Raw genomic sequence first — 13301 nt, forward strand, 5'->3', positions numbered from 1 at the left:
CCCTCACTAAAAAGCCAGCTTATGCTGGCTTTTTGTTTTAGCGCCAACAATCCTGTTCTACAGGTAAGCATTCTCAAGCCGAATTTGCATTAGGGTTTCTGGTGTATCGACCGCTTTAAAACCAAATTGGGCATAGAGTCCATGGGCATCGCGGGTAGCGAGCATTATGCGTCTTAATCCTTGCAGATCAGGATGTTCCATTATTGCTGCCATCATCATCTTACTTAAACCTAAGCCACGGTGAGATTCGAGGACAAACACATCGGCAAGGTAGGCAAAGGTGGCTTTATCGGTAATCAGTCGCGCAAAGGCAAGCTGCTGATTATCCTTATCAAACACCCCAAAACATAAACTGTTACTAAGCGCCTTTCGCAAGAGTTCTGGCGGCATACCCTGCGCCCAATAACTGTTGGAAATAAAACCATGGATAAGCTCAAAATCCATTTCCGTTTGCGCTGTGCTGACCCGGTATTCCATCACTCGCCTCGATTTAGCTGTTGTTGACGCTTACCAATAACATAAAAGCCATGGCAAATAACACTAATTTAGCTAATGAATACAAGGCTCCCGCCAGCGTGCCACCGCCATGGTTAGTAAATGCCAAGTGGCGATTGATTTCATATTTAAATAAATGGGCGAGATGACGATAAGCCAAAAAATAAAGCAGTGAAGCCGCAGGCCAAATGCCGATAATCAGCATTTGGCCCTGTTCCTTGGTCGTCAAAAGCGCTGACAGAAAGGGGATACTCAAACATGCCGCGTATATCCAAGCGAAACGCTTGAGTAACTGACGAATTTTTTTATCCGATAACGGCTTCAACTGAACTCCTTTTCATCTTACCTCCACGCAATCACTGACTACATTGGCTCGATTTGCTCGACCATCAACTGCAGGGTGAAATTACCGCGATATTCGTTCACATCCAACTTATAGACGATGCGCGCATGTTGAATCGTCGCATCGGGCCAAGTGTGTAAATCCACATTAAAGGCAATCGCATCTAACATCACGGTACTGCATGGGGTTTCAAGCACTAATTTAAGATGGCGCTCCCCCACAATCCGTTGCTGGATAACCTTAAAATAACCATCGAATAATGGCTCCTCGAAGGACTGACCCCAAGGTCCGGCATTACGCAGTAACTGGGCGATTTCGAGGGTAAGTTCCGTCGGCGTTAATTCGCCATCGGACCAAAGCTCACCCGTGAGTTGCTCAGGCTTTAACAGTTCACGCACCCCATCATCATAGGCTTTAGCAAAGGTTGCGAAGCCACCGGACTTTAAAGTTAAGCCAGCCGCCATTGCATGGCCGCCAAATTTGCTGATAAGCCCAGGATGGCGAGAGTTAACCAACTCCAGCAGATCGCGCATATGCAAGCCTTTGATAGAACGCGCCGAGCCTTTAATTTCACCATTACCCGCGTCGGCAAAGGCGATAACGGGTCTGTGGTATTTATCTTTAATCCGCGAAGCAAGAATACCTATAACCCCTTGGTGCCAATCCTCTTGAAAGAGGGCAATGCCCCACGGAAGTTGCTCTTCATTAAGCTTTAGATACTCAAGACTTTTCAGCGCCTCTTGCTGCATCCCGACCTCAAGCTCACGTCGCTCTTGGTTGAGACTATCGAGTTCTGCCGCCATCCGCCTTGCATACATGATGTCTTCGCACAGCAGGGTTTCGACCCCTAGCGCCATTTCATCCAGCCGGCCGGCGGCATTGAGCCTTGGCCCTACGGCAAAGCCAAAGTCCGAGGCAACAATGCGAGCTGGATTACGTTTGGCCACTTCGAGTAAGGCGGTAATGCCTACGCGGCATCGACCACTGCGTACCCGCTGCAATCCCGCCTCGACCAGAATACGATTGTTGGCATCGAGCGACACCACGTCGGCCACAGTGCCAAGGGCAACAATATCCAGCAGAGTACCGAGGTTGGGCTCGGCAATACCACGGGCTTGATACCAATGACGAGCGCGCAGCTCTGCCCTAAGCGCCGTCATCAGATAAAAGGCAACCCCGACGCCAGCAATGGATTTACTGGCAAACTGACAACCGGGCTGGTTGGGATTCACTATGGCATCGGCCGCCGGTAACTCATGGCCGGGTAAGTGATGGTCGGTGATCACCACCTGCATGCCAAAGGCTTTGGCGGCGGCAACCCCCTCAATCGAAGAAATACCGTTATCAACAGTGATAAGTAATTCTGCCTGTTTGGATGCCGCCACGGCGACAATCTCAGGGCTTAGGCCATAACCGTAATCGAAACGATTGGGGATCAGATAATCGACCTTACTCGCGCCCATCATCCGCAGCGCTAGCAAACACACACTGGTCGAGGTAGCGCCGTCGGCATCGAAATCGCCGACGATCAGTATCGACTTATCCTGCTGCATCGCATCGGCAATCAACTTAGCGGCCGGCTCCAAGCCCTTCATTGTATCGGGTCTTAACAGGCCTTTGAGCACCAGTTCGCATTCGTTGGGCATAACACCACGGCGGGCGTAAAGCTGTCTTAATAACGGCGGAAGGTGAGCGGGTAAATGGCTATCATCAACGGTTGGACGACGGACTATCTTATGGATCAAGGGAGCAAACTCTTAAGCAATCATGGGGCTAAGATAACAAAAAGGTGAGCCTTAAGCTCACCTTTAATGGGATAAATTTATCCGAAATGGATTATTTGCGAGCTTCTAAAGTACGCAATAGATCGGCAGGTGGTTGATATCCTGGGATCATATTACCGTCTTCCAATACGATTGCAGGCGTGCCGTTAACGCCAAAGCTGGTGCCTAGCTCGTACTGCTCAGCAATCTTGGCATCACAGGTCGCGGCAGACACTTTTTTGCCCGCCTTGGCTTCTGTCATGGCCTTTAATGGGTCCTTAGCACACCAAATAGCCTGCATCTCATCGGCATTGGCAGATGGTACACCAGCACGTGGGAAGGCTAAGTAACGCACGGTAATGCCAAGCTTGTTGTAGTCGGCCATTTGGCTATGTAACTTACGGCAGTAGCCACAGCTCACATCGGTAAACACAGTCACAACGTGTTTTTCATCCTTGGCTTTATATACCAGCATATGATCTTCAAGCGGCTTCATCATCGCCAGACGAGGTCCTGCAAGCGCCGCTTCCGTCAGGTTTTTCATGCCCTTATCAATATCGTATAAATTACCGTGGAACAGTTTTGAACCATCGCGGCTGATATAGAGCACGCCACGGTTGGTCATGGCTTGATATAAACCTTCGATGGGTGAATCCTGCACTGTAATCACTTCAACATCTAACATCTCGCTGAGTTTTTGCTTAATCGCAGCTGTGTCGGGAGTGGTCGCCGTAGCGGCGCTGGCCAGAGGCGCAACAACAAGCGCGAAAACTAAAGATAATGCTCGGGTCAACTTCATGGGACTTCCTATTAAGTAAATCGCTACTGCGACATATGGGTCATCTTATTAGACCCTGTATGGGGGCAAAAAGTTACAGACAAGCTAGATAGAATGCAAATTTATACTGTAACTAAATTCAACCATTCGCGGTTTTGTGAAGGATCCAACTTAACCGCGAGGATGATGCTGTTGGTGCAACTCTTGTAATCTCGCTCGCGCCACATGGGTATAAATTTGAGTCGTCGATAAGTCACTGTGACCTAAGAGTAATTGTACCACCCTAAGGTCGGCGCCATGGTTGAGTAAGTGGGTGGCAAAGGCATGGCGCAGAGTATGGGGTGAAAGTTCGGTTTCGATGCCGGCGCGGCTCGCATAGAGCTTGATCCGATGCCAAAAGGTTTGCCTCGTCATCATCTGTGCTCGCTTCGAAGGAAATACCACATCGGACTGGATATTGCCCAAGAGTTCGTGGCGTGCAAAGCTTAAGTAGTGCTCAACCTCGGTAATGGCCAGCTCGCCCATGGGCACTAAGCGCTCTTTACCGCCCTTACCCACAATCCGTACTAAACCTTGGCGCAAACTCATCTGCTCCAGGGTGAGTCCCACCAGTTCACTCACCCGTAATCCAGTGGCGTATAAGAGTTCAAGCATGGCTTTATCACGGCACTCTACAGGATCGTCCACATTGGGCTCGGCCAGCAATCTATCGACCTGTGACTCACTTAAGGAATCGGGCAACTGCCGACTCAATTTGGGCGATTCAATCAGCGCCATAGGATCGCCAGCAATCTGTTTGGTCTGCAATAAATAAGTGTAAAAGCGCCGTAAACTGCTAAGTAAACGTGCGCTACTGGTGCGGGCAAATTGTTGTTCAACTCGGTAGGCTAAGTAGGCGCGCACATCGGCTTGCCCCACCTCGATTAACCGCAGGCCTTGGCTCTGTTGATAGCGGTCAAAATGGCGTAAGTCGGTGCGATAGGCACTCAAGGTGTTATCACTTAAGCCCTTACTGGACCAAAGATCATCGAGAAAGGCATCAATAAGCGGATCGCACTGATAGGTTTTAGCCACAAAAACTCCATAAAAAAACGGCGTATTCTAAGGATACGCCGTTGATATTAACTCAATTGTTCTGCTTGTGGCAGCGTCTTGTTTATGCCGCGCTGACCGCTTTCGCACCGCCGCGACCAAACAATAAACACAGCACGATCACGACTAAGGTGGGCAGTAACCACGCCATGCCTTCTTCGTACAGTGGCAGGATAGACAGTGTAGGAGACATACCGCTAACGAGATCGATAAAGCTCTGCGCCGCTTCGGTAATGCCTTTACCGTCTTCACCAGTGAGGCCTTTTGCCGCGACTTTCATCCCATCGAAAATACCAAACAGCAGCGCTACAGACAGTGCTGCACGGTGGGCAAACTGTGGACGCGGGAAGTGTTCGGTCAAGAAGGTCACCGCCACTAAGGCAATCGCCACAGGGTAAACCGCCATTAACACTGGAATACTGATAGCAATTAACTGAGACAGGCCCACGTTTGCGATCAAGGCACAGATGGCACTCAGCAGAACCACTAAGAAACGGTAAGACAGCTTTGGCATCAGCTCATTGAAAAACTCAGAGCAGGCACTCACTAAACCGACCGCCGTGGTTAAACAGGCTAAGGTCACAACGGTCGACAGTAATACTGTGCCTAAACTGCCAAACTCACGAGTCACATAGTTAGTTAAAATCTCGCCACCGTTTTTAGCGCCTACGGCAATATCACCCGCCGTCGCACCTAAAAAGAACAGAGATACATAAACAAAAGCCAGACCTGCCGCCGCAATAAAGGCTGCGCGGATCAAGTATTTAGTTTGCGCGCTAGGCTGGTCGATCCCCTTTTTACGCAGCAGATCGATAATCAACATACCAAACATTAACGACGCTAGGGTATCCATGGTGTTGTAGCCTTCGAGGATACCTTTGGTTAGCGGATGGTTTTGGTAGTCACCCACGGCCACGCCAACTTCTGCAGCGGGCAAAAACACCACAGACAGGGCTAAACCCACCAGCAATAACAACAGGATAGGCGTTAATACCTTACCGACGCTGTCGAGTAATTTTCCGGGGAACAATGCCAGCAGCATAGTCACAGTAAAGAAGCACAGGGTATAGATAAGTTGCGACAAATTAAGCGACAAACTGCCGAGCATAATGGTCGCACTAGTGTTGTCGATAAAGGGCTTAGCACCGATTTCATAGGCCACCAGACCCGTACGTGGCGCCGCAAACGCAGGCCCAATAATGATATAAATCGCGATGGCCAATGCGGTTGCCGCAAACACTGGTAGCATAGCCATAACCTTACCTTGAGCCTTAGCAACAGCAATGAGCCCTACTAAAGGTAAACCTACGGCAGTGATGAGAAAACCTAACATAGCAAGGGGCATATTCTCCCCGGCCAACATGCCCGCAAAGGGTGGAAAAATTAAGTTACCCGCCCCCAAAAAAAACGCGAAGGTCATAAAACCTAAGCCTAATGTATCCCCGATACTCATCTGATTGTCTTGCACGGAAAGCCCCATCTTGTCTTATTGTTTTTAATAAACTTAAGTGATTATGTGTCGATTAGCCATAGCTAAAACAAAGCCCATCCGGAGTGCAAATCTATGTTTACACAATTCCGTGGTAAATATGTGCGATATCTGCTGAGTTTATAAACAAAAATGAACTAAAAATTGGCTTCACTGCCGATTTATTCACCTAAAAACCCGTTCACCTATCCGTTAATCATAAAATTGATTAAAAATGGGGGCGAAACTAATATCAGAATTTAAAAACCAATACAACAGACAAGATTGTTTTCACCTAAAAAAGCCCTGCAATGCTAATTAACTGCTAACAATGCGTTACCGGGGTAATAAATTAAACCGTTAATTAAGTGAACTTCGACTCAAAACAGCATAAAAAACACAAAAACTAGATCTAAATGGAAGAATGAACTTATTTGTATCAGGCACAAAAATCTTAGCGAATATGCGTTATGCCCTTTAAAATAACGCCAGCCCTTATGGGCAAGCTCTTTATTATTCACTTAATGATGTAATTTCCATGGCATTTACCTTTAAACAATTCCACATTGACGACCTTAATTGCGGCATGCCCGTCAGCACCGACGGCGTGATATTAGGCGCATGGGCTCCCCTATCGCAGGCTAAGCATATTCTCGATATTGGTGCGGGAAGTGGATTGTTAAGTTTAATGGCGGCGCAGCGTAGCCAAGGGCAAATCATCGCTATCGAATTAGAAGAAAAAGCCGCAGCGGCCTGTAGATACAATATGACGCAAAGTCCGTGGGCGCAGCGCTGCCAGCTTATACATGGCGATATTCAGCACGTTTGCCAACAACCTGAGTATCAAGGGCATTTCGACCATATCATCTGTAACCCGCCCTACTTTGAGCATGGCCCCAAGGCGAACGAGCAACATAGGGCGATGGCGCGCCACACTGACACCTTAGGCTTTACGCCCTTACTCGAGGCGATAAATCAGTGCCTATCGCTTGAGGGTTACGCCAGCCTTATTTTGCCCATCCAAAGCCTGACGCGCTTTAAGGCTTGCCTAGATCAGACTGAACTTTATCTTGTGCAGGAAGTGAGGGTTAGCAGTGTGGAGAATAAGGTCGCCAATCGCGTGTTACTGCTGTTGGCTAAGACTGCGCAGACTAAAAGTCACGATGAATCCCGTCAATACACAGAGCTCACTCTACGCCGGGAAGATGGCCGCTACACCGAGAAAATGATTGCCCTGACAAAAGATTTTTATCTAAAACTGTAATTCAAACGAGTGATAAGGCTCATAGCAAGAGCCTTATCTTTTGTCGCTAATCTAATATCAGCTATCTACCCATTTATTTTTAATCTCTAGCACTTTATCTAAGTTATCGCTAAATAAGCGCACCAACTCAGGATCGAAATGCACCCCGCTCTGCTCATGGATATAGTCCATGGTCTTCTCGACTGACCAAGCCTCTTTATAGGGGCGTTTACTGGTCAGGGCGTCAAACACATCGGCGAGGGCAACTATGCGTCCTTCTAAGGGAATGGCTTCGCCTTTCAATCCATTAGGATAACCAGTGCCGTTCCATTTCTCGTGGTGAGTTAAAGACACGGATTTCGCTAACCGTAGCAGCTCAGAATCCGCCTCACCGATAATTTCGGCGCCAATATGGGGATGGGTTTTCATAATGGCAAACTCTTCATCGGTCAACTTACCCGGTTTGAGCATAATGCTATCGGGAATACCAATTTTACCTATGTCGTGCATGGGCGCCGCGTGTAATAAATCATCCGCCTGCGCCTCACTCAGGCCGTAGGCCAAGGCCAAAATTTTAGAATAATGGCTCATGCGCAGCACATGGGTACCGGTTTCATTATCTTTATATTCGGCGGCGCGACCTAAACGTTGGATCACTTGCAAGCGAGTGCGGCGCAATTCATCGGCCTGCACTAAGGATAAATGGGTTTTCACCCGTGCTTTGACTACGGTGGCCGAAATCGGCTTCACAATATAATCCACCCCGCCCACGGCAAAGCCCGCCGCTTCATCGTGCTCATCATTCAAAGCGGTAACAAAAATCACGGGGATCGACTGGGTCTCAGGGATATTTTTCAGCAACTGACAGACTTCTAGCCCCGTCATATTGGGCATCATAATATCGAGTAGGATCAGCGATGGCAGCTCAGTTTGCGCGAGGCGCAGGGCCTCTTCGCCACTTTTGGCAAAGATAAGATGGTAATCCTGATGTAAAACTTGCTTGAGCACCCGTAAGTTAACGGGCTCATCATCCACCAACAATAAGGTTTTCTTATGTTCAGATGTAGACTGCATTGCTACTCCTTATTCGCGGTGATAGAACGCCGTAACTCGGTCAATTCGTTATGGGCAATATCAAAATCAAAGTTGTCTAAGGCTTCGGTAATCATGGCCACATGAAGGCGCAGATGCTCATCAATACGAGCCGTGAGTTCCTCAAGATCAGACTCTTCAAAACTATGGTGCGCAATCGATGCCAGCAAGGCATCAATATACGCTAATAATTCTGCGGGATCGCTTGTCCCCACATGGACGGATGCGCTGGCCGTTGGCATTGTGGTGCCCTCGATATAATCCCCAATCTCGACGAGGGAGTCGCTTACCTTAGCAACAATGGCCTCCATGGCTTCACGCGATGGCGACTCAGCTTGCGCCAACTGCTCTAACTGTCCAAAGTGCGCCATCCACTGCAATAGACCCAAATTCCCACTGACGCCTTTCAAACTATGGCTTAGGAGCTTAATGGTCACAGTATCTTGGTCACTTATCGCCTGTTGTAGCGCTTGGTTTTTCTCTGGCCATTGGGCAATAAACTTCATCAACTCTTTGATAAATTGCGGTTTAGAGCCCCACAATTTCACGCCCTTGGCTTCATCGACTAATTGCGTGCTAGCAGGCTGCGAAGAGACAAACTCGGCCTGAGGCGGATTAAGCTGCAACACTCTGGCAATTTCCCGCGTCAGCAGCACAAAATCGATGGGCTTATTGGCAAAGCCATCCATACCGGCTTGCTCGGCGGCGCTCTTATCTTGCTCTAGCACGCTCGCGGTTAACGCAATAATTGGCATACGGGGTAATTGAGATGCGACTTCTTGCTCACGACGCATCTTCGCCGCCGTCAGACCATCCATAACTGGCATTTGCAGATCCATCAACGTGATATCGATGTCGGCTTTTTGCATCCGCAGCAGCGCCTGTTCACCATCGCGGGCGGTGATCACTTTATGCCCTTGGCGGGTTAACCACACAGACAGGAGATCGATATTCTGCTGAATATCATCGACCACTAACATCGTCAGTGGCGGTAATGACCAGTTATCGTCGTGCTGGCTCGATAGCGGCTCAAAGCTAGGTTGCAAGGGAATAGTAAAACGGAAGGTACTGCCTTGGCCGAGGGCACTTTTCGCCTCAATCTTACCGCCCATCAACTCAACCAACTGTTTACTGATAGTCGTGCCAAGCCCTGTGCCGCCGTATTTTCGGCTCATGGACACATCGGCCTGGGCAAATGCCTCAAAGACCCGATTTAGCTGCTCGGGGGACATGCCAATACCGGTATCGACAATCTCGAAGCTAACCTGAGAGTCATCCTGCGGGAAGACGTTGACCGTGACTTTGCCTTCACAGGTAAATTTAACCGCATTACCAATTAAGTTGATCAGCACTTGGCGGATGCGCTCCGGCGAGCCAATAAAGTTCGCCGCCATCGTCGGCGCGATATTAACCTCGAGGGATAAGCGCTGTTTTTTCGCCTGCAACCACAGGGTTGAAATCACAGTATCGATTTCATCGGTTAAACAAAACACGCGGTTTTCTAACTCGAGTTTGCCCTTGTCGAGCTTGGCGCTGTCGAGCACATCGTTGAGTAAATGCAGCAAAGATTTGGCGGAGCGATTGATGGTGGAGAGCTGTTTTTGCTGATCAACATCTAATACCGACTCCAACAGAATATCGCTAAAGCCGATGATGGCATTCATTGGCGTGCGGATCTCATGGCTCATGTTAGCCAAGAAGGCCGCGCGGGCGGCAGCCGCCTGCTCGGCATTATTCTTCGCCGTCACTAAGTCCTGCTCCATCTCCTTACGCTCGGTGATATCCATCAGGAAGCCGTCAATCCACACCTCTTTACTGGTTTCATCGAGGATATAATTGCCGTGCTCGAACAGCCAACGCACCCCGCCGTCTGCGCGGATAATGCGATATTCCATCGAAAAGGTCGGCGGCTGCGCTTGGGCGTAAATGGTTTCAATATCGTCCGGGTGATAGAGATCCGAGAAGAAACGTTTCGGATGGGGAAGCTCGAAATCCTCGGCGGGATAGCCAGTGATGTTTTGCACCGCGTCGCTGATAAACACCATGGGCCAGCCCTCAGTGCTTTTGCAGCGATAGGCAATGCCTGGAATATTAGTGATCAGCGAACGAAACTTTGCCTCATTGTTTTTAAGCTCTTGCTCCATCTCATTACGTTGGCTGAGATCGGAAATAAAGCCGACAAAGTAATGGGCTTTACCCTGCATCACATGGCCAATACTTAGGCGCACAGGCACTAAATGGCCCGCCTTATGCTGCGCCTCGACCTCACGCCCCGTGCCGATAATCTGCGCCTCACGGGTTTTCACGTACTGGGCTAAATAACCATCGTGGTTCGGCCGAATTGACTCGGGCACAATTTTCTTCACATTCGCGCCCAGTAACTCGGCGGAGGACCAACCTAAAATAGTGGTCACCGCTTTGTTCACATTCACTATGATGCCTTGCCCATCGATCGTAATAATCCCATCAACGGCGGTATTCATCATGGCGCGCATACGGTCTTCGTTTGATTTTGCGAGCAAAGACAGGTCTTTATACTTAAAAATTACGTTCACGATCAGCACTAAGCAGATAATGATAACAGTGATCACCGAGACGCCGAGCGCCAGATAAAATGAGATTTCCGAGGTCTGCTGGCTCAGCTCCAAGCCTTCGGGTTTAACGAATCGCGCCGCCGCCATGCCAGTGTAATGCATGCCAGAAATCGCCAGTCCCATCACGATACTGGCGATAAAATTACAGCTAATGCTATTCATATTGGAGGAAATAAGCTGATTCAGCCCAGTGCGAACCCACAGCGCAATAATGGCGAGTAATACGGCGACTACGATCGAGAGCGCAAAAATCCATGGGTCATAACGCAGTAATGGCGCCATCTCCATGGCCGCCATCCCCACATAGTGCATAGTGCCAATCCCTGCGCCCACTAAGGTGCCGCTAATTAACACTTGGGAAAGTTGAAAACTCGGCTTTGAGAGCAAATTCAGCGCCACCCATGAGGCACCAATACTAGGTAAAAGGGATAGCGCCGTGAGCCCAAAGTTATAGGTTACGGGCGAACATAAATCGAAGGCTAACATTCCGATAAAATGCATCGACCAGACCCCACCGCCGAGGACGACGCTCCCCGTCAGTAACATGATCTGCTGCCGCGCTCTCGATTGACTCTGCACCGCTTGAGAGGTGACCTGAAAGGCCATAAAAGCGGCAAAAATCGCAATCAGAATGGAGATAGTGACTAGCAGGGGATTGTAATAGACATTCAGCAATAGGCTGTCTTGGGAAGAAATAAAAAACTGCGATAACCAATCAAAAGCCATATGTTCCAAGCCCATGTTTTAGAAACGTAAAACCTAATCGTAACCAACATTCGAATACGCCAATCCAAGCAGGGCTAACGCTTGGGTACTATGGGATGCGCTCATCAACCATAGGCACTATTTATTGTTAAGACTCCAGCTAACATCCCATCAATCCTTCGAACTCTCTCAACAACAGCCAATTTTTTACAAAATTCTCTTTATCTTATACATCTTTTGCAAAATGTCTGCCTTCAAATGCAATAGAGTACGGTAAAATCCACTCCCAACAGCCGCCACCAACGAGCCTTGAAGTGAGTAGACCCGCACTGCATCGGCCAAAGCACGTAAAAGTAAACCCTCTCCCGATTAAATGATTTAAGTTAACGACTATAACCTTTATAATACTTGGCTATTATTCGTCGAGACGCCGCGCATGCAATTTGAAGATTTTCAGCTTGACCCTAGCTTATTAGAGTCACTTAAAGCCATGGGGCACCTGTCGCCCACCACCATCCAGCAAGAAACCCTGCCACATGCCCTCGAGCAGCGGGATATTTTGGCGCGCGCCCCGACGGGTACAGGTAAAACCGCCAGTTTCTTATTGCCTGCGTTGCAACATTTAATCGACTTTCCCCGTCGCTATTCTGGCCATGCGCGAATTTTGATCCTGACGCCAACACGTGAGTTAGCCAGTCAAATTCACCGTTATGCCTGCCACTTAGCCACAGGCCAAGGGCTGAATATCGCCATCATCACTGGTGGTGTGCCCTATGGTCCGCAGGAAGAAGCCTTAAAAGACAATATCGATATTCTGGTCGCGACTCCTGGTCGTCTGATGGAATATTTAGATAGAGGCAAATTCAGCGCAGAATCGGTCGACATATTGATCATCGACGAAGCCGACCGCATGCTCGATATGGGTTTCTCCGCCGTGGTGAAGGCCATTGCCATGGAAGCCCAAGGTCGTAAGCAAAATATGCTGTTTTCGGCCACCCTCGAAGGCAGTGGCGTTATCCGTTTTGCCCGCGAAGTGCTTAACGATCCTATCGAAATCGATGTCGACGCACCGCGCAAAGAAAAAGCCAAGATCCACCAATGGATCCACCTTGCAGATGATAAAGAACATAAGATTGCCCTGCTGTGCCATCTGCTCAAGCAGGAAGAGGTTAAACGCGCCATCGTATTCGTAAAGACTCGCGATGTGGTTTCTAGCCTCGAAGGTCAGTTGCTGAAAGCCGGTATTCCCTGCGCCTTTATGCGTGGCGATATGGAACAGAAGAAACGCTTCCAAGCCTTAAGCCGCTTTACCAAAGGCGAAGTGAATGTGTTACTGGCGACCGATGTGGCCGCTCGTGGTATCGATATCGACGATATCACCCATGTGATTAACTTCGACATGCCACGTTCTGCCGATAGTTACATCCACCGCATTGGTCGTACTGGCCGCGCGGGCGCCAAAGGAACGGCGATTTCGTTAGCCGAAGCCCACGATATGCGCATTGTCGGTAAGATTGAGCGTTATATCGAGCAGCCGCTTAAGCGCCGTATCATTGAGGAACTGCGTCCTAAGCACAAAGAAGCGCGTGTACCGACCAAGAAAAAAGCGAAGGTGAAAGCCAAAGAAGCGGCCAAGCGAACCAGCAAGAAAGAGGCCGCGAAAAAGGCCACTAAAATTGCTCGTAAGAAGCAAGCTTAAACCCTCCAGAAAGCCGCATAATGCGGCTT

General features: G+C 49.1%; 10 protein-coding genes. 2 read left to right on the forward strand and 8 right to left on the reverse strand.

Features of this window, described 5'->3' with window-relative positions:
• Window positions 1-57: 57 nt before the first annotated feature.
• The 6 genes from CBX96_RS09460 to brnQ all read right to left on the reverse strand — a co-directional run bounded on the left by CBX96_RS09460 (window position 58) and on the right by brnQ (window position 5951).
• Window positions 58-477, reverse strand: coding sequence for a GNAT family N-acetyltransferase (locus CBX96_RS09460; protein WP_109286505.1), 420 nt, complete (start codon window positions 475-477; stop codon window positions 58-60).
• A 13-nt stretch (window positions 478-490) separates the two neighbouring features.
• Window positions 491-820, reverse strand: coding sequence for a hypothetical protein (locus tag CBX96_RS09465; protein WP_011718131.1), 330 nt, complete (start codon window positions 818-820; stop codon window positions 491-493).
• A 38-nt stretch (window positions 821-858) separates the two neighbouring features.
• Window positions 859-2583, reverse strand: coding sequence for a single-stranded-DNA-specific exonuclease RecJ (recJ, locus tag CBX96_RS09470; protein ID WP_109286506.1), 1725 nt, complete (start codon window positions 2581-2583; stop codon window positions 859-861).
• A gap of 91 nt (window positions 2584-2674) precedes the next feature.
• Window positions 2675-3400 carry a bifunctional protein-disulfide isomerase/oxidoreductase DsbC gene (gene dsbC, locus CBX96_RS09475; protein WP_109286507.1) on the reverse strand — a complete coding sequence of 242 codons (726 nt, stop codon included), beginning with the start codon at window positions 3398-3400 and terminating at the stop codon, window positions 2675-2677.
• A 150-nt stretch (window positions 3401-3550) separates the two neighbouring features.
• Complete coding sequence (xerD, locus tag CBX96_RS09480; RefSeq protein ID WP_109286508.1) at window positions 3551-4453, reverse strand: site-specific tyrosine recombinase XerD; 903 nt, start codon at window positions 4451-4453, stop codon at window positions 3551-3553.
• 82 nt (window positions 4454-4535) lie between these two features.
• Complete coding sequence (brnQ, locus tag CBX96_RS09485) at window positions 4536-5951, reverse strand: branched-chain amino acid transport system II carrier protein (protein WP_055647416.1); 1416 nt, start codon at window positions 5949-5951, stop codon at window positions 4536-4538.
• Between the two features lie 526 nt (window positions 5952-6477).
• Here brnQ and CBX96_RS09490 point away from each other — a divergent pair.
• Window positions 6478-7203 (forward strand): tRNA1(Val) (adenine(37)-N6)-methyltransferase, encoded by a 726-nt coding sequence (locus CBX96_RS09490; protein ID WP_109286509.1) that lies wholly within the window; start codon window positions 6478-6480, stop codon window positions 7201-7203.
• Window positions 7204-7260: 57 nt separating this feature from the next.
• Here CBX96_RS09490 and CBX96_RS09495 read toward each other — a convergent pair whose 3' ends face one another.
• Both CBX96_RS09495 and CBX96_RS09500 read right to left on the reverse strand, forming a co-directional pair.
• Entirely contained in the window at window positions 7261-8256 is a 996-nt protein-coding gene (locus CBX96_RS09495) for a two-component system response regulator (RefSeq protein ID WP_109286510.1), read from the reverse strand.
• 2 nt (window positions 8257-8258) lie between these two features.
• Window positions 8259-11609: an MHYT domain-containing protein gene (locus tag CBX96_RS09500; RefSeq protein ID WP_109286511.1), complete on the reverse strand. Its 3351-nt coding sequence runs from the start codon at window positions 11607-11609 to the stop codon at window positions 8259-8261.
• Window positions 11610-12009: 400 nt separating this feature from the next.
• On the opposite strand from CBX96_RS09500, the gene srmB reads away from it, so the two are divergent.
• Entirely contained in the window at window positions 12010-13272 is a 1263-nt protein-coding gene (gene srmB, locus CBX96_RS09505) for an ATP-dependent RNA helicase SrmB (RefSeq protein WP_109286512.1), read from the forward strand.
• Window positions 13273-13301 lie beyond the last annotated feature (29 nt).

The sequence above is a fragment of the Shewanella sp. BC20 genome (assembly GCF_003129585.1).
Classification (GTDB): Bacteria; Pseudomonadota; Gammaproteobacteria; order Enterobacterales; family Shewanellaceae; genus Shewanella; species Shewanella seohaensis.

What these genes read in the sequence shown, in the direction of transcription:
- srmB (WP_109286512.1), top strand. Translation starts at nt 12,010, where the DNA reads ATGCAATTTGAAGATTTTCAGCTTGACCCTAGCTTATTAGAGTCACTT.
- dsbC (WP_109286507.1), bottom strand. Translation starts at nt 3,400, where the DNA reads ATGAAGTTGACCCGAGCATTATCTTTAGTTTTCGCGCTTGTTGTTGCG.
- brnQ (WP_055647416.1), bottom strand. Translation starts at nt 5,951, where the DNA reads ATGGGGCTTTCCGTGCAAGACAATCAGATGAGTATCGGGGATACATTA.
- CBX96_RS09500 (WP_109286511.1), bottom strand. Translation starts at nt 11,609, where the DNA reads ATGGGCTTGGAACATATGGCTTTTGATTGGTTATCGCAGTTTTTTATT.
- CBX96_RS09460 (WP_109286505.1), bottom strand. Translation starts at nt 477, where the DNA reads ATGGAATACCGGGTCAGCACAGCGCAAACGGAAATGGATTTTGAGCTT.
- CBX96_RS09490 (WP_109286509.1), top strand. Translation starts at nt 6,478, where the DNA reads ATGGCATTTACCTTTAAACAATTCCACATTGACGACCTTAATTGCGGC.
- CBX96_RS09495 (WP_109286510.1), bottom strand. Translation starts at nt 8,256, where the DNA reads ATGCAGTCTACATCTGAACATAAGAAAACCTTATTGTTGGTGGATGAT.